Annotated in this window: 9 protein-coding genes; all 9 read right to left on the bottom strand. The window is 58.8% G+C overall.

Going from position 1 to position 25,458, the window contains the following annotated elements; genetic code table 11:
* Positions 1-121: 121 nt before the first annotated feature.
* Positions 122-1,135 carry a zinc-dependent alcohol dehydrogenase family protein gene (locus OGX75_RS05695; protein ID WP_115626752.1) on the bottom strand — a complete coding sequence of 338 codons (1,014 nt, stop codon included), beginning with the start codon at positions 1,133-1,135 and terminating at the stop codon, positions 122-124.
* Positions 1,136-1,200: 65 nt separating this feature from the next.
* Positions 1,201-2,316, bottom strand: coding sequence for a zinc-binding dehydrogenase (locus OGX75_RS05690; RefSeq protein WP_286451272.1), 1,116 nt, complete (start codon positions 2,314-2,316; stop codon positions 1,201-1,203).
* Between the two features lie 398 nt (positions 2,317-2,714).
* Positions 2,715-4,736, bottom strand: a complete 2,022-nt coding sequence (gene fyuA, locus OGX75_RS05685; RefSeq protein WP_000784549.1) for a siderophore yersiniabactin receptor FyuA — start codon at positions 4,734-4,736, stop codon at positions 2,715-2,717.
* Positions 4,737-4,866: 130 nt separating this feature from the next.
* Complete coding sequence (gene ybtE, locus OGX75_RS05680; RefSeq protein ID WP_115609250.1) at positions 4,867-6,444, bottom strand: yersiniabactin biosynthesis salycil-AMP ligase YbtE; 1,578 nt, start codon at positions 6,442-6,444, stop codon at positions 4,867-4,869.
* A gap of 3 nt (positions 6,445-6,447) precedes the next feature.
* Positions 6,448-7,251: a yersiniabactin biosynthesis thioesterase YbtT gene (gene ybtT, locus OGX75_RS05675; RefSeq protein WP_104868587.1), complete on the bottom strand. Its 804-nt coding sequence runs from the start codon at positions 7,249-7,251 to the stop codon at positions 6,448-6,450.
* Complete coding sequence (gene ybtU / locus OGX75_RS05670) at positions 7,248-8,348, bottom strand: yersiniabactin biosynthesis oxidoreductase YbtU (RefSeq protein ID WP_286451273.1); 1,101 nt, start codon at positions 8,346-8,348, stop codon at positions 7,248-7,250. The genes ybtT and ybtU overlap by 4 nt, the downstream gene beginning before the upstream one ends.
* Positions 8,345-17,836 (bottom strand): yersiniabactin polyketide synthase HMWP1, encoded by a 9,492-nt coding sequence (irp1, locus tag OGX75_RS05665; protein WP_286451274.1) that lies wholly within the window; start codon positions 17,834-17,836, stop codon positions 8,345-8,347. The genes ybtU and irp1 overlap by 4 nt, the downstream gene beginning before the upstream one ends.
* Positions 17,837-17,923: 87 nt before the next feature.
* Entirely contained in the window at positions 17,924-24,031 is a 6,108-nt protein-coding gene (gene irp2 / locus OGX75_RS05660) for a yersiniabactin non-ribosomal peptide synthetase HMWP2 (RefSeq protein ID WP_286451276.1), read from the bottom strand.
* Between the two features lie 190 nt (positions 24,032-24,221).
* A complete protein-coding gene (ybtA, locus tag OGX75_RS05655) occupies positions 24,222-25,181 on the bottom strand; it encodes a yersiniabactin transcriptional regulator YbtA (RefSeq protein ID WP_047051938.1) in 960 nt (319 codons plus the stop codon).
* Positions 25,182-25,458: the final 277 nt, after the last annotated feature.

The raw sequence follows: 25,458 nt of genomic DNA, 5'->3' as shown, positions 1-25,458 counted from the left end.
TAAAGCCACCTGAGATACAGGTGGCTTTATTTGTCTATGGAAATAATTTGGGAATCAACGCGCCCAAATCAGCGAAGTGCAGATAAGCTGATTCGCAATCTCCTTTTACGAAGGCTCAACCTCAAATCACGACAACAATTTTCCCGATTTGCTGACCTTTTTCCATATAGCGGTGTGCATTGGCGATTTCGGAAAGCGGGAAGGTGCGGTCGATGCGCGGTTTCAGCTGCCCGCTCTCCAGCTTCTCGAAAATGTAGCGTTCCGCGTTTTTGAGCGCGACCGGGTCGCCGGTAATTGAGAACATGGTATAGCCCATCATTTTGAATGGTTTACCCTGCGCTCCCTGACCCCAGGATTCATAAATCGGGAACGGTGTCGGTTCCGGCGCAAGGTTACCGTAAATCATGATCAGGCCATCTTTGGCCGTCGCGCGCGCCAGTTCGGCCAGACCGGAACCAGCTACGCTATCAAAAATGATCCGCGCGCCAGCGCCTTGGGTGATTTCCATAATTCGGGTTGCAACGTCTTCTTCGCTAGTCACGATAACGTGATCCGCCCCGGCAGCAAGCAGTTCATCCCGTTTGTCGGCGCCGCGCGTGGTCGCGATGACAATCCCACCCTCTGCTTTAACAATCTGAATTGCCGCGATCCCAATGGAGCTGGTTGCTGCTGTCAGCACGACGTAATCGCCCTTGGTGACATGGCCGTTATGCACCAGCGCCCCGTAGGTTGTGATGTACTGCATCCAGATACTTGTTCCTTCCTCGAATGATAAGCGCTCAGGATACGCGGCGAGCGCCTCGGCGGGCACGATAGCGACTTCGCCATACACGCCGTATTGATTAAGTGGGAAAGCAGGAACTGTGGAGCGGATTTTCCCGATAAGCCCGGCATCCACGCCCGAGCCAACCGCCTCGACAATCCCGGAGGCTTCATAACCAATGTTTGATGGTAGAGTAGGTTCCAGGAAATATTGCCCTTCGCGGAACATCACCTCGGCGCGGTTCAGCCCAATGGCTTTTACCCGCAGGCGAACTTCACCCGGACCTGGTTCTGGTAGAGTGAGCTCATCGATACGTAAAACATCTGCGCTTCCTTTTTCGTGGAACCGGATAATTTTCACTAAATTTGTCATGCGGATTCTCCATGCCTCATGAGAAGGCTTATTCTGGTTAAAGTGGTTTTTTCACAGGTGGGCATTCAGCCCACTCGCGGATCAATCAGGAATTTTTCGCCCGTCGCTTTGCGTTCAAGCGCGCGTAAGACATCAGGATCAAGCAGATCGGCCAGGCCGATGGTCCGCGTGTAGCGGCTGGCGAAGGTGGTCGTCAGTTCATCGACGATCCGCTGGCGCAGTCGCTGAAGAACCGCCGGGGAAACCGTGTTGAGATAGTTAAACAGCAGCCATCCCGATATGCTCCAGGCATAGCCGAGCCCGCCACGATCGAGGACTGTCGGGGCACTGTCCAGCCCGCCATAGATATACAGCTGCTTAAAGAGAGTGGAACCGTAGCGGCTATAGGCTGCGGTTTTGCGGGCGGCCGCGCGCTCCATAGCATTTATAATTTCAATACCCAGTTTGCCGCCGCCGATGGCATCAAAAGCAACGGTCGCGCCGGTCTCTTCAATCGCATCGGTCAACCGGGCAGCAAAATCAGGCTCTTTGCTGTTGAGCACATAAGTCGCACCCAGTTCGCGCAGGATCTTTTCCTGCTCAGTGGTGCGCACGATATTGATTAACGGAATACCATCGGCCAGACAGATGCGCTGTAGCATCTGACCAAGATTCGATGCCGCTGCGGTATGAACAAGCGCTTTATGGCCTTCCCGAAGTGCCGTCTCCACAAAACCGAGTGCGGTGAGTGGATTAATAAAAATAGAGGCGCCATCGGCTGCTTCCACGCCCTCGGGCAGCACAATCAGATTGTGCATATCTGTCCTGCGGTAATCGGCGTACATACCACCACCGGACATCCCGACACGTTTACCGATAAAGGCTTGTGCATTTTTCCCTGCGGCCACGACGGTACCCGCGCCTTCGTTTCCAACAGGCATGGGTTGTCCCAGGCGGCCAGCGATAGCCGCCAGACGTTCTGATGGGACAGTCATCGTGACACGGCTGTCGAATTCCCGAATATCAGATAGATCCGCCGGGCCTAACAGCATGCCGCTGTCGCTGGGGTTAACCGGGGTCGCCTCGATCCTGACGATCACCTCATCGTCGCCCGGTTCGGCCAGTTCGACCTGCTCCAGAGACAGCACAAGTTCACCGCTTTTATCAATCGTCGAGCGTATTGCACGTCCACTCCAGCTCATACTCATCTCCTGCCGTTATTTATCGAAAACGTTTTCGTAAAGAGTGTACACTTAAATTTAAGTACAAGTGTAGTTTTTAGTCACCATAAGCGCACATTTAAGGAAATCGTTTTCGAAACAAGGAAAAGACATTGCCTGGTTTTACTGAGTAATCAGGTTTAGCTTGAATGGGTAAAGATCAATTGTTGTTTGCATCGCAAATGAGGGGGCGATAGACGGGATGTTCCAGGGATAACACCTTCCAATACTACCTTTTCAGGCGAAGATTTCTGTACACCCATAGCATCCTCTTAAACGTACATCATAGACGAAGAGGCAGGGGGGATGTGGCAATTGATAACCTGGGTGGGATAAGCGCATCAGGGATGCCGTGACGGCATCCCTGTTTATTTAAAGGATCAGAAGAAATCAATTCGCGTATTGATACCGACGGTGCGACCCATATTGACCTGCGCGACGGCGCTGCTGCCGTTCATGTAGCCATAGGTACGGTAACGACGGTCGAACAGGTTATCGACATAGACGGAAATGTTCATCCGTTCAGTCGCCTGCCAGCCCAGGCTGCTGTCCAGGGTGGCATAGGTACCTTGCCGCAACTGGTTGTCGCCATCGAAATAATGCGGCCCGACCAGATTAACCGCCAGTCGGGGCATCAGTGCGCCATAGCGCGTATCAATCACGCCGTTCACGCTGCTTCCCGCGCCATAACGTGGTACGAACGGCACCCGGTTGCCGTGATACAACTCACTGTCATTGGTGAATTCGGAACGGATCACGTTGCCATTGATATCCCATGACCAGCCTGGCGCAAACCGCCATTTCGCTTCAAGCTCAACGCCGGTGGCGTCGGCTTTACCCGCATTGCTTAATGTCTGCATCCCGACCGGGCCAGAGTAAAGCTGCATGTCTTTGGTGTGGGTATAAAACGTCGCGGCTTGCAGCGTGACGTCAGCGGTTTCGTAGCGGGTGCCAAGTTCATAGTTGATGGATTTCTCGGCGACGAACGGTTTGGCATCAAGACCCGCAGTAGGCACGATGTTGTACCCGGAAGGTTTATATCCCTGGGCTACACGGGTATACACTCTCCAGTCGTCGGTCAGCATATAGCCTGCCGATAGCTGTCCGAGCACCTGATCGTCATTGCTCTTACCCTGGTCGCCAAACGGGTTGCCGAGCATGCTGCCGTGATATTGTGTACTGGATTTATCATGCGAGAAGCGCACGCCGCCGCCGATATCAAAACGATCGGTTAAATGCCAGGTCAGGTCACTGTATGCGGCCAGCGTTTCAGCGGTGGTATAGCCGGTACTGCTTAAATAAGGCATTGTCGGCATGTCGTAGGCTGAATTTAACTTCTCGCGGGTGTTCTGCCGGTACAGCCCAAACACCATATCAACGGTACGCGCATCGCCCAGGGTTGCGGCGCGCAGTTCCTGCACATCCTGATTCCAGCGCTGAGGCATATTGACGATTAACGAACCGGAAGGGAAGGTGCGCGAATAATGCTGCTGCTGCCAGGCGCTGATCAGGTTGAAAACCCAGTCATCGGTGGTGTATTTCCCACTCAGGGTCTGGCTGTCAGTGCAGCGCCGCATGTACGGGTCTGGTGAACCATCGCTAATCGACAGCTTACGGCCCTTAATATCATTCCATCCCACATAGGCGTCCTGGGTGGCGCGGGTGCATTCGCGTGAGGCGGCAAAGCCCATTTCCCAGGGCTGGTCGTCTGGGGCGAGACGCAGTTTCACATTCCCTATGCTGGCGCGGGTGCCGCCTAAGTCATCGCTTCCCGTCGCGGGGTTAATCATGTCGCCGTCATCAACCTGGCGTAACAGGGTGACGCTGCCGTACAGCAGGCCATCCTGAATGGGGCCGCTCAGGTTGAACTTACTTCGATAACTGTCGCGGCTACTGACGCCGCCTTCAATATAGCCGCGCGGCGTGCTGTCCGGCTGCTGGGTGACGATGTTGATGATCCCGCCCTGAGCGCTTTTGCCATATAACGTTCCCTGTGGGCCTCGCAGCAACTCCACGCTTTGCACATCGGTAAGCGCCTGGATGGTGTTGGTGGAAAGCTGAGGGACGCCATCGACATACAGGGTGACGGCGGGGTTATAGAAGTCCTGCGCCGAAGAGACGCCGCGTAGCGAGATCGTCGAAAAAAGCATGTTGCCGCTATTTTCAATATTGAGCCCAGGCAAGACTCTGGGGAGTTTGTCGCTGGCGGTAACGCCGGCGTCGCTTAATTCCGGCGCGCTGACAACGGTAGACGAGACATTGTTGGCTGATGCCGAGCGGGAAGATTGTTTACTGGCGGTAACCACCAGCGTGCTTTCGTCTTGCTGTGAAGTCTGGGCATTAGCAATGGCGGGGAGCAATAATCCCCCCAAGGCCAGAGGATAAAGCCGTGTCATTTTCATTGTTGTGAGTCCCTGTAAGACGGCGAAACGCCAAAAATACCGACAATGGTGAATTGAAAATGATAACTATTTCTAATAGTGGTGCTACCCGAAACGGGTTTATTTCAACCTGTTTCGGGTCGGTTTGCGCTTATTGGGCAGAATGGCGATAACGGTCGACGGCGAGAGCCGTCAGGCGTTTTTTGTCTATCTTGCCGACGGCGGTGAGCGGCCAGTGGTCCAGAAACTCGATTTGGTCAGGAATTTTCCACGCGCTGAGCCCCATACGGGTCAGTTGTTGACGCAACTGCTGATAGTCAGTTGGCACCTGCTGCGCGATGATAAACGCGCAAATCCGCTCGCCAAGCAGCGTGTCCGGCGCGGCGACCACCGCGCAATCTTGCACTTCCGCTAAACGCATCAGTGCCGATTCCACTTCAGCCGCGGCTATTTTTTCTCCGGCGCGGTTGATCTGCTCTTTTATGCGCCCCTCAACGTGCAGGTTCCCCGCCTCATCCAGCCTGACATTGTCGCCTGTGCGGTAAAACCCTTGCGCGGTAAAGGCCTGCGCGTTGTGAGCAGGGGCGCGGTAATAGCCCGAAATGGTATAAGGGCCGCGCGTTAACAATTGCCCGGTTTCGCCCGGCGCGACGTCGTTCTCGTCTTGATCAACGATGCGGATTTCATCCAGAGGGGATAACGGGCGCCCCTGACTGTGGAGAATGGTGGTATGCGGATCGTCCAGCCGGGTAAAACAGAGCAGGCCTTCCGCCATACCGAAGACCTGTTGCAGGGTACAGTCAAAGGTGGCGATAACCTGCTCAGCAAGCGTCGGGTCGAGCCGGGCGCCGCCTGCCTGAATGACGCGCAGCGACGAGAGGTCGCTGTCTTCCCACTCTCTGGCCTGCACCCATAATTGCGCCAGCGCCGGAACCAGGGCGACGTGAGTCACCCCTTCCTGCGCGATTAAAGGCATCACCTCATCACAGCTGGCGCTGTCGGTCAGCACCACTTTTCCGCCGCAGGCAAGCGTACCCAGAATGCCGGGGCAGGCCAGCGGAAAGTTATGCGCCACCGGGAGGACGGCGAGATATACGCTCTGTTGGCTGATGCCGCACAGTTCAGCGGAAGCGCTGAAGTTATAGCTATAGTCGGCATGTCGGCGCGGGATGAGTTTGGGCGTGCCGGTTGTGCCGCCTGAGAGCAACAACAACGCGGTGGCGGAAACATCAGGCTGCGGCCACGCCTGTCGCTCACCGTGAAGGGAGAAGAGCGGCGTAAAATCGTCGCTCACGGTCTCTCCTGCGACCAGAACATGACGCAGGCAGGCGTGTTTGTGCGCCATCTGTCGGGCCAGCTCTGCGTGGTTTTCCCCGTGAATAACGTAAGCGACGGGTTGCGCCAGCTCAATCAGCGCGTCGATATCCAGCGCCCGTTGCGAGGGCATCGCCAGCACGGGGATAACGCCCAGTCTTAACAAGGCGAACAGCAGGGTAACAAACGCGTTGTCGTTGGGAAGCTGCACAATTACATGCTCCCCCGAACGCAAACCCAGTGATGACAGACCTGCGGCAAGTTCGTCGACCCGTGCATCAAGCGCGCTGTAGGTTAACGATCCCTTTGCATCAACGACGGCAATTCGCGAGGCATAACGGGCCGCCCAGTGGCGCAACTGTTCGGCAATGGGTAAGGGATACTGTTCAATCAGAGATTCAAAGGAAGAGTTCATGCGTCACCTTTCTGAAGTGCTGGGCTGTTTTTGCAACGCGGTCATTGCAGAAAATGCGTGGGGAAAATGGCGGACAATCTGCGTAAAAAAGGACCGGGCTTGTTGAATGGGATAGAAATGATCGCCGTCAATCACCACCGGGCCTGTAACGTGGCTCAGCCACTGACGCCAGGCATCAACCTGCTGCCAGGAGGCTTCGCGATCGTGGCTGCCGCACAATAACAGCGCAGGCGTGCGCAGCGGCGGACAGACGTCGGGCGAGTCGTAGTGATAGCTCTCGGTGGCGTAAAAATCAGCGCGCAGAAGAGGAAGAAACAGCGACATTAATTCCTGGTTTTCCCGCAGTTCAGGAGAACATCCGCCAATGTCTATCAGTTCAGCGATAAAGTCGGCATCATCGCGATGGCTGAGCTGGCGTTCAGAATGCAGATGCGGGGCATGGCACCCGGAAATAATCAGTCCTTGCGGCGCATGTCCCCGTTGCTCCAGAAGTCGGCAGGTTTCAAACGCCACCTGCGCCCCCATGCTGTGCCCGGCGAGTAAAAGCGGCGTGTCAGGCGATACGGACGCTTCCAGTTCGTTCGCCAGCAGTGCCGCCAGTTGTGTAATGCTTCTGAGCGGTTCCAGATGGCGAAGGCGATCGCGCCCCGGCCAGGTCACCAGAGAAAGCGCGCTGTTCGCCATTTGATTGTCTCGCCAGTGGCGAAACGCGCTACTGCTGCCGCCAGCGAAAGGGCACATGACCAGATGCGCAGTATTGCCGTTCCGGGCGGGCCATAGCGGGATGCACATTGCAGATTGCGTCACAGCGCCTCCTTATCATCATCGTTGTAGAAACTGGCTAACCGGTCGTGGTGCGGCGGCGTCAGGCGTCTGATCTCCGCATTGCCGGTCTTACGTAAAATCTGCTGCCATAAACGTGATAACGCGATCTGATGTACGCTTTGGCAGGCCGCTGGTGGATGTTCGCCCGCCAGATGGCTGCGCAACTGGTGTAGCAACCAGCTGACGCCCTCCGGCCCGACGGTTTCGCAGCAGTCGCACCAGCTCAGGGGCGCCGCGCTGCGCGTCAGACCCGGCGGATCGCGCAGGATCTCCGGTCTGCGGTAGAGACTGTGGGCGTTCTCCTGATGGTCTGCGACAAACAGGCTGGATGACCAGATGACGGGGCCGTAGCTCGCCTCCAGCGAAAGATGACCTTCCGGCCAGCCCAGCAGCAGGCGGTGCATGATAAGGCTATGCATATCTGGATCGTCAGGATCGAGATAGCGCTGAAGCAGCAGACAGGCTTCTCCCTCCGGCCAGAAGAGTCTCAGGCAGTGAAAATCGCTAAAGCTGCCAACCACGTCGCACTCCACGGCGGCGGCATCAACGCCCAGAGCCAGCAACAACAAATCCAGCGTGGAGTAGAGCAACTGTCGGCTGGTGGTGGCGTGGACTACCGGCGGCGTCTTAGCCAGGCAGCGACGCAGCTGCTGCGCATCGCGAAGCCATGCGCGTCCCGCGCGCGTATGCGGATAAAACGTGTTTACCCAATAGCAGCAACCCTGTTCCTGCGCCAGCGTTTGTAAGGAACTGATGTCATCCGGGTGGAGGGGATGCTCCTGAATGACGTGTACGCCGCGCGCCAGAAAGTGTCTGGCAAGCTGCGTACCGGTTCCTCCGGCGACGGTCGAACGCACGACAATACAGGCGATATCCGGCATCCTGGTTATCTGTTCCGGCGAGGTATACAGCGGAATGCCAAACGCATGGGCCAGCTCTCTTGAGCGGGCGCTTCCCTGTGCCAGCAGGCCAACCAGTTCCAGCCCCTCCGGGGGCTGCATAAAGGCATTCAGGTACATTTCGCCAAATTTGGCGCCCACAATCAGTACGCGTTGTTTTGGGGAGGCGGACGGCATCATAACGTGTTCTCCGGTTGCGTTGAGGTTGCGCAAAGCCAGCGCGTAATGTGTTGCGCACAAGCCTGAACGTGGGGGGCTTCCATCATGATTTGCCAGTGGCTGGCTTCAATCACAGCGTCGTCGGCGTTGTTTATCCAGCCCTGCCACTCGGTTTCTGCTGGCGTCCAGCGCGCGGGTCTCCCGGCGGCATACACCATGAGACAGGGGACCGGAACGCTTTCGCCCGGCGTATGCTCAGTCAGTAAACGCAGCAGATGCGCGATGTTATCGAGCCACGTTTCTGCCGCTTGCAGCGTCAGGTTTTGCGACACCATACCGGCCGTTTTAGCGAGGCTGATAAAGTCGGCAAGCTGGCTGTCGGGCGTCTGCTGGTCGAAATGTTCGGGCAGCGCCAGAGGCGTTTGTCCTTCGGCTAACAGGCGCAGCAGGGCCGCCCGGTTTTCGCAACAGAAATCCTGTCGGCACACGGGATCGATTAACACCATCCGAACCTGCTCGCCTTTGGTGTACAGGCGCTGTGCGGCGCCCGCCGCAAGAAACGCGCCATACGACCAACCTGCCAGCACATAAGGGCCGTGAGGCTGCTGGCGACGGATGCACCCGACATACTCATCGATCATCTGGTCAAGCGTGGCAAAGCGCTGCGGCGATTTTGCTTGCAGGCCGAAAACGCGCCTGTTCAGCGCGCTGGCGAGCGGCAGCCAGGCGCTGATATCGCCGTCCGAAGCGTGGAAGACAAACAGGGTTTCGTCGCCGTCGCCCTGGCAAAGGGGTATCGGGTTGTCCTCTCCTGACGTCGCCGCCTGTAGATGGGCGCAGAAGTCGCTCAGCGTCGAATGGCTGAACAGATCCTGAAGGTTAGCCCTGGCAATCCCTCTCCGGTTTAGCTGCGCGACCATCCTTGTCGCCATCAGGCTGTCGCCGCCCAGTTCGAAAAAGTCGTGATGCCTTGCCACGGGGCGAGACAGCAGCGATTGCCAGAGTTCAGCCACCTGTTTTTCCAGCGCCGGATTCCCCCCGGCAACTGGCGTGGGTTTGGCTGGCTCAATCAGCGCATCAGACGGGGCATGCAGCGGCGTAAATAACGCTTCTCTTTGCCGGATCTGTAAAACGGGCAGACCGGTGCCAAAGCGCTGCTGTAAATAGCGGCTCACGGCTTCTTTATCCGGGCGATTTACGCCAGGCGAACGCGCCACCAGCAGATGCTGGCGCAGCGGCGACGATTCCTGCGCGGGCCACGCCAGCTCGTTTGCAAACCCGGCCTGAACGAGAACCTCCTGCCATGCGGAGCGGGTGAGCATCGGTTTCTCATCCCGGCGGCGGAAATCGCGGTATCCGCTTAATCCCTCAATAAAGCCCACGCTCGCCAGCTGGAATACGCTGTTTCGCTCCGTCGCTTCAACGATCAGCAAACGTCCGCCGGCTTTCAGCAACAGTTTTAATCTGCGCAACGTCTGGACGACATGGCTGGCGTCGTGGAGCACATTGACGGCAACGATCAGGTCGTAACCCGCCTCCGGGTGGGCGGTGAAATCCAGCGGCTGGTTGATGTCGAACAAGGCATAAGACACCCGCGATTCATCATGGAAACGGGCTTTGGCGTCATTGAGGAACTGCGCGGAGACGTCCGTGAAGTGGTACGACTTCCGCGTGTTCCGCGTGGCCTTCAGCACCGGCGCGGTAGTGGCTGCGGTTCCGGCGCCAACCTCCAGAATCCGTTCTGCGCCGCACAAGGCGGCAATCTGCGCGGTATAGCGATTCAGACAGGCGCTGGCGGGGTTGTCGCGATACAGCGCGTCGGTCACACGATGCTGCTCGTTGAACAGCAATTCCAGCGGTGAACACTGCCCGGAGAAGAGGGCGTCGTGCCGGGCGATGCAGGTTTCCAGATACTGCGCCAGCGCCTGGCTCCATTGGCTTTGCGGGCACGCTTCCTGAGGCTCAGGAATCTCGCTGAGCGGAACACGGCAGCGCCAGCTTTCACCTTCGCGGATTAACCACGCTCTTTCCGTCAGACACTGTAGCCACTGGCGCAGCAGACGCTGGTGAGACGCTTGCGCGGACAGCGCCTGTACTATTGCGCTAAAGCGATGGGCGATCTCCGGCGTGGTAAACAGGCCGTGACGATTTAGCGTGGCCGCGATCCCCTGTAGCGCACGCGCCTCCAGCCAGCGCCAGGTCGCCTCCAGCTCATCAAGCTGCGCCTGCTCAGGCAACGGCAGCGCCAGTTGGGTAAGTTCGTGCTCATCAGGCGTCTCCGCTGATGGCGACGGATCGTCGGCCATTACGATATCCAGCGTCAACGCGCCCTGTTCGGTCATTTCCGCTCTGGCCTGCCGGATGCCGGGGTATTCGAGCGTCGCCTGCTCAATATCCCGCAGGTCGTAGTCCACCTGCGCGCTCAGCGGCCAGCGTCGGCGGGGAATGTGCCCGGCGATGTCGCTGGCGAGAGTCTTCAGGCTTTCAGGGGCGGCGATGACGGCTTGCAGGATGGCGCAATAGTCATTAAACATCGCCCCGGCAGCGCCGGGTTCCAGCACGTTGTCCATGCAGTACCAGCTAAACATCAACTCGCCGTCGCTCTCCATGACCTGATGATCCAGCCAGACCTGCGGCGTTTGCGTGAACACATAGCAGGGTTCGCCGAACAGATGGCTCATCGCCTGATCGATAGTCATGCCTTCCAGCGTCATCCCCAGCATACTGGTAAACACCACCGGCATTAGCGGTTGACGTTGTGATCCGCGCAGACGGCCCAGCTCACGGATCACCTCAACACCGTTCATTTCACTGTGCGCCATGTTTTGCCAGAGGCGCTGTTGGGTCTGTTGCATCTGCTCTTGCAACGTCACCGGCGCTGAGAAGTTAAAATCAACCAGCGTGACGGAGGTAAAATCACCAATCAACTGGTTGATTTGCGGATGGATCGGCTGGCGATTGAAGAACGTCAGGTTCAGCGTAAATGTTGTGGTGCGGCTCCAGCGCTCAAGGGTGGCGGCAAACAGCGTGAGCAGCGCGGCAGACGGTGTGACGCCTTGCTGCTGCCAGCGCTGTTTCACGGCCTGCCATTCTGTCTTGCCGATCGTCGATTTGAAGGTGGTGAAGTGTGGCGTTTCCGGGGGCGTCTCAACCACCGGCAGCTCTGGCGCTAAGGGCAGTTGCGGCAGTTTTTCCTGCCAGTAATCCCAGGCATCGTGCCATGCCGATGTCTGTCGGCGCGCCTGTTCAGCCATCACATAATCACGGAAGGTAATAGCGAGCGGCGCCAGCGTTTCACCGCGCCAGACCTGCGCCAGGTCGTCCATCATGACTTTAAAACTCTGCACATCGAACTGCAAAAGGTCGAGGTTCATGTGCAGGCGGTAATGGCAATCGTCGATTTCGCTGACCACCAGTTCAAAGAGAGGCCACTGGTCGGCAGGCAAAACGCGATAGCTCAGTTCATGCCGCCGTTTTTCCAGCGCTATACGCTGTTCTTCCGGGGAAAGCGCGCGCAGATCGTCACGCTGGATGTGATACTCCGGCGTTGTCGCCAGGATTCGCTGCTGCCCGTCGGCATCAACCACCATACGCAACATATCGTGGCGTGCGATGAGCTGGTTCCATGCTTTCTCCAGTATGGCGAGATCGAACTCATCGTGGCGTTTATCCCACTCAAACAGGACGTGACAGGCGACGCCGCCATAGCCAATGAGGTGGGTTCGCCCCAGCCAGTAGGCGTGCTGAATGGGCGTCAAAGGGAAGGGCGCATAACGCTCGTCGGCGTCGTGCTGCAACACTTCCGGCTGCGAAGTGGAAGGCGCCGCCTCTGGCTTAGAACAGATAAGCTGCGTGAGTCCATGAGGAGACAGATCCTGCCACGCCCGTTCCGCATTGATGCGTACGCCCAGGTAGTGCTGAATATCGCTACTGAGTTCAAGGAAGAGCAGCGAGTCCATGCCGAGTTGCAACAGATCCTGGTTTGGATGCAGTGACGCCGGATCGCTCAGCCTTAGCTGAACCGCAATCCGCTTTTTCAGCCATGCCATCACCGCCGTTTCATCGCTCAGGCTGCCGTTAAAGGCGTTGTCATCAGCAGGAGGAATGATCGGCGTTGCGGCTTTTTCTGTGGCGCTGATGTTAAACAGAGCCTGTTGTAATGGGGGCATTTTGTCGGTAAAAACGCGCATCGCCAGTCGCCACGGGGCACCGCGCATCACCGCCTGTTCCAGGTGCCAGCAGCCTTCGGCATCGCTTAACGCGCCCATACCACGGCTGGCGAGCGTCGCCAGCATTTCCGGCGTGGCCGCCCGACCGCTTTCTCCCCATGCGCCCCAGGCGACAGAGAGCGTTTTCGGCGCATCAAGGGTGGAAAACTGCTGGGCCAGCCCGTCCAGATAGCCGCAGGCCAGCGCATGGGCGCTCTGACCCGGCGCGCCGAGGGTGGCGGCAGCGGAAGAGTAGAGAATAAGATAGCGTCCGTCGTGGTTGCGTAGGGTTTGCAACAGCTGGTTTGCCGCCTGCGCTTTTACCGCGAAAACGGCAGCCAGTTGGTGGTCATCAAGCTCCTGCAAGGGCGCGTCAGCCAATACGCCAGCGGCATGAATCGCTCCGGCAATACCGCCGTTGGCCGCCAGATCGTCAAGAACCGTGGCCAGTTGCCCGGCATCGCCCACATCACAACGGCAGACGCGCGTCTGCCCGCCCTCCACATCGCGTAGCCATGACTCATCCACGCGCGGCGCCAGCAGGGCGATGCGTCGCGCCCCTTTTTCTCTGAGCCAGTTCACGGCAAGGCGGCCTAATCCGCCAAACGCTCCGGTCACCAGATGCCAGCGGTTATCGCCGGTAAACACATTTGCCGGTAATTCGGCGGCGCATCCCGTATTGGGCGCCAGTGAAGGGAGCCAGAGGGTGTTACCCCGCGCGGCGAGCCAGCGCTGTGATAGTGAGACTGCGCTCAACCCTTGATGCAGCGTTTCCCACGGAGTGTTTTCGGCGAGATCGATGGCGGCAATCAACCGTTCCGGCTGTTCGTTGGCCGCGACGCGAAGCAAGGCCCATAGCGCGTGATGGGACGCAGAGAGTGCCTCATTGTCTTCGACTCGCCACGCGCGGCGAGTGACCACAATCAATCCGGCTGCGCTGGCGGTGAGCGCCGCTATCACTTTCTCCGCTAAGGCCAGCGTATCCTCGCTCTCCTCAACAATCATCAGTCGCGAAGAGGCGTGCGGATCGTGAATGATGTCGTATTGCGCCAGCTCGTCGCTGCGCGCAAGCGTACCGGTGCTAAAGCTGAAGGTAAGCGGATGGTCAACGCTGGCGACGTTGAGGGGCGTCCAGCGCCATTGATAATGCGTCTGCGGCGCAGGAAGAGGCGCGGCGGGCGATAGCGGCAGCCACTCGCCAGCAGGATGACGGGCTTCAACGTGCATCTGACCGCGGGAAAAGGCTTCGTTTTGCCAGCTTAAGCGAACCTCCCCCAGCCACTCCGGGGCGGCGACGGGGGGCGGTTCCACAGGCAGAGCGTCGCCATGACGCTGTGAGAGCAGACGCCAGGCCTCCTGCCAGCGGGCGTTAAACCGTTCAGGCTGACCTGCGCAATCGGACCAGTCGGCGAGATAATCACCGTTATCCGTCAGCGCCTGCCCCAACACGGGTTCTGATGGCGCGGTAAATGTTACGGCACTAACCGCCTGACCGGGCAGCGTGGCGAGAATGATATGTTCGCTCATCCCGGCGGTCGGGCTGCCATCCTGCGGTAGCCACGCCACTTTGCTGAATCCAGCGTGGCGGCACTGTTGCTGCCACTGAGCGGTGGTGAGGAATAACTCGCCTTCGCGGGCGTCGAGATCCTGTAGTGGAAGAACCAGCGGGCCGAAAACGAAGTCAAACAGACGCATTGGCTGGGTGATTTCGCGCATCAGCAGGCGCCCGCCCGGCTTGAGCAGGGGGCGCAGATTATCGAGCGTGCGACCAATATGGCGGGTGGCGTGAATCACGTTCGCTGCCACGATAAGATCGTAAGACTGTGCCTGGAAACCCTGAGACTGCGCCTCTTTTTCGAGATCCAGCTCGCTATACTTCACAAAATCATAGTCGGCGAATTTCTGCTGGGCGCGGCGGGTGAACAGCGCCGAGATATCGGTGAAGTGGTACTCCAGCGCCGGAACGCCGTTGAGTTCCGGCAGCAGCCACGCGGTGGTGCCGCCGGTTCCGCCGCCAACTTCAAGAATACGCAACGGCTGGCGGGGCTGACGCGTCTGGACAATGCCGCGTAATACCCCGGCGGCGATTTGGTTGAAATAGCGGCCAAAGCTGAATTCCTGATACAACACCTCCACGCCGTCGGAGGCGCTTTGCGGGAAGATAATCGCCACCGGTTCTTCCGCGCCGCTCATCATGTCATATAACCGATCGCCGGCACGGGCGATGGTGTCGGGAATAGCCTGAAAACCTTCACAATAACCGGCAAGTTCCGTCAGCAGTGATTCCCGCTGTTGATGTTCAATGGGGCGGGCGCGAGCGTATCGCCCGTCGGTGCAGCGGTAATCGCCGTCGACCACGCAGTTATTCAGCAGGCGCTGGAGTAGCTGCTGGTAGCGGGGCAGCAGACGTCCACGGCGCATGATGGTCATGGCGTCCACGCCGTTCTCAATGGCATCGCCGGTACAGCGTTGTACCAGTTGATCGACGTAGATGGCGTGCAGTCGCGTGGCGCACTGTTTAAGCGCTTCCAGACGGGGGAGATCGAGCGCTGTCGCGGCGCGACTCGCCACCTCCAGCCCGGCAGACAGCGCTGCGTCGGCAGGCTCGCAGGCCGGGGAGACGCGCTCTTTCCAGTAACGCTCAGTATCAAACGGATAACATGGCGCAGCGATACGTTGTCCATCGCCCGCCAGCAGGTCGGCCCACGGTAGGGCGACGCCGGCAGCGTAAAGCTGGAGCAGGGCCTGATTGAGGACATCGCCCGCCTCTTTGTTACGCCGGGCGCTGGCTATCCAGTATGCGTTATCGCGGTATTCGCGCTGCCCGGAAGCAACCAACTGGGCATCGGGCCCCATCTCCAGAAAAACGCGGGCGCCGAGCTGATGCGCTATCTGAATACTCTGGATAAAACGCACCGGCTGGCGCATGTGTCGGCGCCAGTAATCCGCCTGGTTGAGCGTTGACTCATCAATGACGTCGGCGGTGAGCGTGGAAATAATCGGTATTTGCCCCGGCTCTGCGTGCAGCCCCGCGCAGGCGTCCTGGAACCGATCGAGTATCGGCTCCAGTAAAGCGGAGTGCGCCGCGCCGGTTACGCTCAGGCGACGATAGTTAATATCATGCTGCGAGAGCGTGGCGCAAAATACCGCGAGACGGGCTTCCGGCCCGGAAAATACCGTATGTTGCGTACCGTTGTTGGCGGCGAGATCCAGCTCAAACTGGCGAGCCAGCGGCATCAGCGTGTCTTCGTCTGCAAATACCGCCACCATCGCGCCGCTTGCGCACTGCTGCATTAGCGCGCCGCGCCGACAAACCAGTGGCATGACCTGTTCAATCGTATAGTGTCCGCAGACGACGGCAGCGGCAAATTCACCGACGGAATGCCCAATGGCGAAGTCTGGCTTCAGTCCTTCAGCGCGCCAGTGCGCCGCCATCGCGATTTCAAACGCGACAATCGCTGGCTGCGCCCAGGCCATATTGTCCAGCTGCGCCGAATCGGGGTTAAACATCGCTTCGCGCAGTGACGGCGTGAGCATTTCGCTACAGGCGGAAAAACAGCGATCCAGCGTGTCGGCAAACGCCGTTGAGTGCTGGTACATCGTTTGACCCATAGTGCGCCAGTGCGAGCCCTGGCCGGTAAACAGCCACACCTGCTTGCCGCTGGCGCCGTGGCCGCTGTAAACCAGCGCCCCCGATTTCTCACCGGCCCAGGCGCTGAGCGCCGCAGCGGTTTCACGGTTTAATGGCGCCGCCAGGCGGAAGGGAAGATCGAGACGGCGCGCGTGCAGGGCCGTGAAGGCCAGATTGCTGGCATCCGTATTCTCCCTCAGCGCCCCGGCATAATCCGTCGCCAGCCGCCGCAACGCGCTGTCGCTGGCGGCGCTGAGCAGCAGCGCGGTACTTTTTCTGCCGCCATCCGTATTGGGGAGGCGCGCGTTGAGCGCGTCGGGCAGCGAGGCGACGATCATATGGCAGTTGGTGCCGCCAATACCAAAGGAGGAGACGCCCGCATAGCGCATTTCGTCCTGCCACGCCTGCGCCGACACCGGTATGGTAAAGGGACTCTCTTCAAGTTTCAGCGCTGGGTTGGGGGTGTGAAAATTCAGTAAGGGTGGAATTTGCCCGCGGCTGACTGCCAGAACGGTTTTCAGCAGTCCGGCAATGCCCGCCGCGGTATCCAGATGGCCCATATTACTTTTCACGGAGCCGAGCGCACAGCGCTGATCCTGCGGGCGAGGCGCATAGACGTTGCGTAACGCTTCAATTTCAATCGCGTCGCCCAGCGGTGTGCCGGTGCCGTGGGTTTCAATGTAACCTACCTGCCTGTCGTCGATCGCCGCCAGCATTAACGCCTCTTCGATGACTGCCTGTTGCCCTGCGACGGAAGGGGCGGTATAGCCGACCTTTCTGTTGCCGTCGTTGTTGACCGCGCTGGAGAGGATCACCGAGATAATCGGATCGCCTGACAGCAGCGCGTCTCTCAGGCGACGCAGCACCACGCAGCCGAGACCGTTACCGGCCCAGGTGCCCTCAGCCGAGGCGTCAAAAGGACGACAGTGACCATCAGGAGAGAAAATCATTCCGGGCTGGTAGCGGTAGCCCGCTTGCTGGGGGAAAGAGAGCGCCACGCCGCCGGCAACCGCCATATCGGATTCGCCTGCGCGCAGGCTTTCACAGGCCAGATGCACGGCAACCAGCGAACTGGAGCAGGCGGTCTGTACCGATAACGCCGGGCCGTGCAGGTTGAGTTTGTACGCGGCGCGGGTGGCAATATAGTCTTTATCATTGCCCATCAGAGATTGCAGACCTTTTACCTGCGCGACTTCTGTCACGTTCAATGCTTCGCGACCGGGGTAGGTACTCATCCGGGAAGAGGCAAAAACGCCGGTCTTATGGGGGACGGCGCCGGGGGCATAACCGGCATGTTCCAGCGCATGCCAGACCGCCTGCAAAAACAGGCGCTGCTGCGGGTCCATCGACTCCGCTTCCTGTCGCGAATAGCCAAACAGGGTGGCGTCGAAGCAGTCGGCGTTGTCTAACACCGTACCGATATTGACATAATGAGGATCGTCAATGATGGCGGCATCCAGACCGACGGCCAGAAGCTCTTCGCGCGTAAAGCGTCGGCTGCATTCACGACCTTCCAGCAGGTTTTGCCAGAACGTTTCGCCATCCGGCGATTCAGGAAAATGGCAGGCGTAGCCGATAACCGCGACAGGTTCGCAGTCCGGGTAGTGTTGAGCGATCGATGCATCAATGGAATCTGCTGTCGGCGCAGAAGAGAAGCGCAAGTTATCCATAATCGGTCCCGTTTCCTAAGATTCACAAAGTCAATGGAACGCCAGGCGTTCGCGATGGCGTTCCGGGGAAAATCAGTTTGCTTCGCGCTATATCCGCCGCTGACGACGGCGAACAGGGCGAGGACGTTTTGTTTTCTCCACCGTGGCGACGCCGGCCAGATAATCGGCCAGGGCGGCAGGAGAAGGGTGGGTGAAGAGGTCAAGCAACGTCAGGGTGGAAAATTCGTGACGTTGTAACAAAACGTGCAGTTGCACCAGATTCAGCGACGTTGCGCCCGCCTCAAAGAAGTTTTCTGCGGGTGTGACAGACTCGCCAACCACCTCGCGGAAGGCGTCGCAAATCAGGCTGACGGTGCTCTCGTCCGCCGCAATGTGTGGCTGAGAGTGCTCAGGGCATACGCGCGGTGAGCGTTCTGCGCATTGCCCTGCGTGTTTAACGGGAGGCACCAGCGCGGCGAGCGGCAGTTGCCAGCCGCTTTCATCCTCGGCCATTCGGTTTAGCAATGCGCAATACTGTTCAAACTGGCGCTCCACCTGCCCGGCAGGAAACAGCGCGGCGACAAAATCCCAGTTAAAGCGCAGTTCGCCTTCGGATTCATAAACCTGGTGATCGAGCCAGACCTGCGGCGTCTGGGAGATGCCCCAGACCGGTTTGAGCAGATTACGCCGGGCGAGGAAGTTATCCTGCTCAAAGCCCAGCGCGCTGGTAAAGACGACGGGCATCGGAACGGCAGGCACGTTTTGCCGTTGCGCCAGTTGACGCATCACGCGGATGGCTGACACATCGCGGTGGTTGAGGTTCTGGCTCAGCCGCTGCTGTAGTGACTGCGCGCTGTGCAGCCAGCTTTCGCCGGGATGCCAGCTCAGCAGCATCAGCGAGGTGAAATCGCCCAGAATCTGGTTGATTTGCGGGTGCAGCGGTCGCCTGTCGAAAAGCGTAAGGTTAAGCGTGAACTCAGGCTGCGCACTCCATGCAGAGAGAACCGTTGACCACACCGACAACAGCACGGCCGACGGGGTGAGATGGGCGTCAGCCGCCCGTTTTTTCAGCCGATGCCAGCGCGTGCTGTCCAGCGCGCCGTTCAGGCGGGCGAAGCGCGGTGTTTCAACCTCCTGAGGCAAGCAGCGCAGCGGCAACGCAGGCGCCGGAGGAATATCATCAAGCTGCGCCTGCCACCATGCCAGAGAATCTGGATTGGGCGACTGTAGCGAGGGCTGTTGCAGATAATCCCTGAAGGTGACGGGCAGCGGCGGAAGCAACTGTTGCGGGTAGCGGTAGCCGTGCTCCAGCTCCGCCAGCAGGATCTGCATGCTCAGACCGTCAAGCAACAGGTTATCCAGACACAGCCACAGGCGGGCAGGCATCCCGTCCACGTATCCGACCTGGAGATCGAATACCGGCCACACTTCGGGGTTGAGTACCTGATGCGCCAGTTTTTCGCGTACCCGCAACGCCTCTTCAGGCGTATGGAGGGTGTGTGCGGGTATCACCCAGGGGGGCGTCTGTTCGAGCACCTGTTGCTGTCCATCACGCACGATGGCGCGCAGCATATCGTGGCGGGCGATTAATCGGTTCCAGACCGTCTCCAGCCGGGTGAGATCCAGATCGGCAATTTCAAATTCAACAAAGAAATGTGAGCCGACGCCGCCCAGGGCAAAGCCTGGCTGACGCCCCACCAGGTAAGCCTGCTGCACGTCGGTAAGCGCAAAGGGCTGGTAGCGATCTTCAGGGGAGTGGACGAATGGTTGTTCGACCGGGACGTCGGTTTTACGCAGCGTGGCGGCAAAATCCGCCAGTCGGGGATGATTAAACAGGTTGCTTAATTGCGTTTCATAACCTGCCTGATGAAGTTGCCCGGTCAGACGGGTCGCCAGCAGGCTATCGCCGCCTTGCTGGAAGAAGTCGGTTTCTCTGGTGACATTGCCAGTCGATAAGAGTTGCTGCCAGAGGGCGGCAACCTGTTTTTCAATGTCGCCCTGCGGTAAATCCGCTTCGGCCGGGTTTTCCGCTTCAGGGGTATGACGACGCTTCAGCGCCTGATAGTCAATCTTCCCGTTAGCCGTCAGCGGTAAGGCGTCGAGGAAGACGATCCGTTGCGGCACCATCCACCCCGGCAGGCGCCCGGCGAGGGCGGCCTGAAGTTGACGGGGATCGCGGCGCACCTGCCTGTCAGGGCATTGTACGAGGAAGCGTTGTAACCCCGCGACCTCATCGCCATGCTGACAGTTGAAGGCGGCTGCGCTAAATAATGCCGCCCAGTCGGCACTGTTATGCAGCAAGGCCTCCGGCTGCCCATCGGTTAACAGAAGCGTGCTGAGCAAGGCGGACGGCGTTAACTGGCGAAACTCCATCACGTAGAGCAGCGCGCCGGGAACGGCAAGCTGTTGTAATGTCGCAAGGAGCCCGGGATCTTCCGGCAGCAGACGATGCAGGGCGTTATTAAGCCAGATAATGTCCGCCGAGTGAGCGTGCGCCGCCAGCGTGTCTGCATTCCAGAGGGACAGACGGGCGCCAGGCCAGGGGGCGAGCCTCTGCCGGGCGCTCAGCAGCATCTCCTGGCTCTGCTCAAGCCCGACATACTCAATCTGTCCGGCGTTGAGCTGTGCTAACAGCGATTCTGCGGCGCGGCCAGTGCGGGTTCCCACCTCAAGCAGGCGTACCGGGCGCTGTAAGCGCTGTGCAAGCTGTTGGCAAATTGTCGCCAGTTCCTGAATATACGGGGCGCTGGCCGGATGGTTGAAGGCCAGGCTTTCCGGCGACCACTGCGCGTCGTTCAGTAACGACAGTTCGTCGCGGGCGCCGCGAAGAATTTGCGATAAGATTAAGTCATGTCCGCTGAAATGCGGGTGCTCATCCTCGCGTTCTTCACCAGCGCAGACCTGATAACCTTCAGCAGCGGGCTTCAGTCGCCGTTGCGTCACCAGAAATGCTAACCAGCGTTCCACCACGGCCTGCCAGCGCGGCTGGATAGCGAGTGAGTTCATCAGGGGGAGAGGATCGGCGCCAGCGGTGTGACCCGGCTTCAGTTTTAACAGGCGATGCTGAAGGAAATCGGCTACCTGTTCTGCGGAGATCTCTGGCGAGATAGCGCAACAGGGCAATGTTCCCGCAAGCGTGTGCCACGCCTGCGGCAGTGCCGGGTTCCGATGATCGGTAACGCAAAAAGCCTCGCCCTGAGGAACCACGTATGCCGCCAGCGTTTTTTCTTTTTCGCCGATCGCCAGAACGGTTGCTTGTTTCACCCCCGCCAGCTGGCTGAGCGCGCTTTCGATTTCGCCCAGCTCGATGCGATATCCTCCGACTTTGACCTGCTTGTCGCGACGACCGAGGAACTCGATTGTGCCATCTGGCCAGTAGCAGCCGAGATCGCCGGTGCGATACCAGCGCTCGTCCGGGAGCGTCAAAAATTGCTGCTCGCTGCGCAGGGGATCGTTGAAATAGCCTTCCGCGACCCCAATGCCGCCAATCCATAATTCACCCGGCACCCAGTCAGGGCAGTCCCGGCCCCGTTCATCCACCACCCGGTAGCGTTGGTTGGTTAGCGGAAAACCGTAAGGGATGGAGCGCCAGTGGGCAGGGACGTCGTGAATTTCGCAGGCGTTAGACCAGATAGACGCCTCGGTGGCACCGCCCATCGCGATAAATTGTCCTTGTGGCCGGAAGGCCCGATAACGGGCGGGGAGGTCAAGCCCGATCCAGTCGCCGGAAAGCATCACTGCGCGCAGGTTTTCCGGCGTGGTGTCGGCGAAACCTTCACACCAGGTCAGCAGCATATCGAACAGCGCCGGGACGCTGTTCCAGAGCGTGACCTGATGGCGCTGGATCAGCTCACACCATGCGTGAGGATCGCGCCGTTGATTTTCCATCACCATAACCAGCGCGCCGCCCGCGCGCAGTACGCCAAAAATGTCGTAAACCGATAAATCAAAATGCAGGGCGGAGAGGGCCAGCACCCTGTCATGTGGGCCAACCTGATAGCGGGTATTGATATCGCAACAGGTGTTGAGCGCTCCCCGGTGAGAAATGACTACCCCTTTCGGCGTGCCGGTAGAGCCGGAGGTGTAGATAATGTAGGCCGGTTGCGTGGGGGCGCGTACCACCGGGTTGACGATCGGCTCCGCCTCAATGGCCTGCTGCCAGGCAAGGACGGGAATATCGTCTGACCAGGCGCTGGCGTCGTGCTGGCAAATGAGCACCAGCCGGACGCTAGCGTCAGCGTAGATTTTCTCGCGCCGTGCGGCAGGCTGGTCCAGCGAAACCGGAACGTAAACCGCCCCGGTCAGCAGGACGGCCAGAACTGCAACAAGTTGTCCTGCGCCTTTCGACATCGTGATAGCCACATTATCGCCGGGCTGAACCCCGCACTCGATTAACCTGCCTGCGCAACGGCGGGCATAGTCTGTCAGCTCATGATAATTCCACTGATAACGCATGTCCGTTACCGCCAGCGCCTGCGGCTGTTGCAGAGCGATACGGAAAATGCCTTCATGCAGCAAACCTTCGGGAATGGGGGCGCCGGTGGCGTTGACCCGTTCGCGTATCGCGCGCTGGCTGGCGGGCATCATATCTGCGAACGGCTTTTGCCAGGCGCTTTCGTCATCGCAGAGTTGGTTAATCAACTGGCAGTAGGCGTCGAACAATGTTTCGACTAACGCCGGAGGGAACAGCGCGTCGTTGCTGTCCCATTGCAGCCAGACCTCGCCGTGATGCTCGAACGCCAGATGATCTATCCAGACCTGCGGCGTTTGCGAGATGCCCCATTCCGGCTCGCCCAACGGCGATTCTGCGCGGCTGCTGTAGAGGGAACGCCCCAGATTGCTGGTAAATACCACCGGGGCGCCGTGGGGGTAGCGCTGCTGGCGTTTGAGTTCACGGAGTAGCTCGACGCCGGACCAGTGGCGATGCTCCCAGTCCTCCGTAAACGTGAGCTGGTTTTTACGCGCCAGGTTGCTGACGGTATCGCCATCGCAGGCGGTATCCAGCAGAAGAATATTGGTGAAGTCGGCAAGCATTGCGCCAACCGCCGGGTGCAGCGGCTGGCGGTCGAATAAGGTGATGTTAAGCAGCAGACGCGTCAGGCCGCCCCAGCGAGCCAGCACGGCAGAAAAGCAGGTCGCCAGCGCCATTGTTGGCGTCACGCCATACTCGCCGGCCCGGTTGCTAAAGGCGTGCCAGCGTGTTGCCGGGACAATCATGCGGCGTCGGGTATTACGGACTTCACGTAGCGTGGCGGGTTCGCAGACCAGCGGCAAGACGGGCGCGGGGGGAAGCGTCGATGCTTTCGCCAGCCAGTAAGCGCGCGCGTCGTCTCTCAGTGGTTGATTGATCTTCTGCTGGTGCAGCAAATACGAACGGAAATCATAGCGGGTGTCGATAGCCGACAGCGATTCTCCGGCCAGCAGGGCGTTAAGCTCATCGAAGAAAAGCGTAAAGCTGGAGGCATCCATAATCAGCAGGTCAATATTGACATGGAGGCGGTGGCGATTGTCCGGCAATAGCGTCAGCTGAAAATCAAACGTTTCGCCGATTTCCACGCGTAAAAGACGGTGGCTCAGGCGCTGGCGCAGTGCGTCCAGATAGGCCTGGCGGCTTTCAGCGTCGTTATGGCGTAAATCATGAACGGTGACGCCGTTCCAGTAAGGTTGCGGTAGCCAGACCTGCTGCCCGTCGGGGCGAAAGGCGATATGCAGCATTGGGTGGCGTTGCAGCAAGGTCGTGATGGCCTGCTCCAGCTGCGACGCCGTCAGACAATGGCCTTCAAACTCCTGATACAGGTGGCAACCCACGCCGCCAAGCGTCTGCCCCGGCATGCGGCCCGTCAGGTAGGCGTGCTGTACCGGCGTCAATGGGAAGGGGGTACTTTCGGTCATGTTCGGCCAGGATGATTCGTCGGGCGGCGTTTCTTCTTCCGCGTTCTCCGGCGACCGGCTGAGCATTAACTGGTTCCATGCCGCCAGCGTGGGGGCGGCATACAGCTCGCGAAGGGTAAGGCGGTAGCCATTTTTACGAAACCAGTGTAACCATCTCATCAATCTTATTGAATCCAGGCCAGCCTGGATCAGATTGCTCTCTTCATGTAACTGCTGCGGCGTTAAATTCAGTTCCTGTATAAGCCGCTCGCGTAATTGTTGGTAATCAGCCGCGTGGCGGTTGTCCGGTAACAGCGAATCCTGAGATGGTGCGCCAGAAATCATTCTTCCTCCTGATGGCACGTCTTACCGAAAAGCATTGCTCATATGAGAATAATAATTATTAACAATTGGATGCTACCCGAAACGGGTTTATTTATGCCCGTTTCGGGTTGGTAACAGGCGGAAAGAACAGAGGCCCGGATGGGGTATCCGGGCCTCTGTCAGGGAGAAATTTAGGGGGGCGCGACCCCGGTTACATCACGCGTTTAAAGGTCGAAGGGGTTACGCCAAACTGTTTCTGGAAGGCGGCAGAGAAATGGCTGGCGTTGGCATAGCCCAGATCGGCCGCCACCGTCATGACGGAGGTATTGCCGTTGGCCAGGCGTCTTCTGGCTTCCTGCATTCGTTCAGCCTGAAACAGGCCATAGACGCTGTTGTTGAACAGAACGCGGAAGCCTCGCTTAATTTTGAGAACGCTCAGACCGGACTCTCTGGCCAGCTCCGCGACGCCCGGCGCTTGCGTCAGATCAGCCAGCAGCAGATCCTTCGCCCGCAGCAGTTTCTGGCGTTCCATCGGGTTGAAGTGGCAGGAGAGGCAACTGGCGTCTTCGCGATGTTCATCCAGCACTAGACTGAGCATGACCAGACTTTGCCCCTGCAACCATAGCGTCGACGGCTTTTGTTCATGACTGAAGCCGCCGTGCATGCGCATCAGCGCGTGACGCAAGGCCTGAGCCGTTAAGTGGGTTTCAGCATTACAACGCTGCTGCTGGCAACAGCAGTGGGAGTCGATCTTATTCTTAATGACCGCGCTAATATCCGGCACCCACAGCGCGAGGGTTTCAGGGCTGAAGGAGAGGGTAATGCTCTCGAATCGGCCACAATAGGAGGCGCTGCCACGGCAGTCTGGCGTATGGGTAATGTAATGGCGATTGCGCGCAAGCTCCCAGTCGGTGCGGCGCCTGAGTCCCTGAATCGCAAAGCGCGATGTGCCTTCCAGGATGCACGAGAAGTTAATCCTGCCCAGATCGTCGTGTAGCTGCAACGTCTCGGGCCGCGCAAAATGGCCCCTCCAGAGCAAAATATCCATACCTTCCTGCAACGAACAGCGCAGCAGTTCACACTGAGCAGGAATATTGCCATCGTTTGCAGGTTTCCCGACCACCAACTGGTGAATAGAGATTTCAGATTGCGTTTGCGGTGACTCCGTCATGACCTGGTTATCTCCCTGTGGCTTAGACCAATGCGGGCATATACCCGTCATATTTCAAGTTGCATGTGCGTTGGCTACGGGTTACTCGGCCCATCCCTGGGCCTCGCCCTTACGGGCCGCCGCAAGCGACGTTCAAATCTGTTCCAGACAGATTTGTCACTCACCCCAGTCACTTACTTCTGTAAGCTCCTGGGGCTTCCCTCGCTTGCCGCCTTCCTGCAACTCGAACTATTTAGGGTATAAATAGAACCGAATGGGGTAGATGAGTTATTGATAA

The organism is Citrobacter sp. CK199, from assembly GCF_030333285.1.
GTDB classification, from domain to species: domain Bacteria; phylum Pseudomonadota; class Gammaproteobacteria; order Enterobacterales; family Enterobacteriaceae; genus Citrobacter_B; species Citrobacter_B koseri.
Note: the sequence above shows the minus strand (reverse complement) of the source record. Positions and strands in the feature narration are given on the sequence as shown.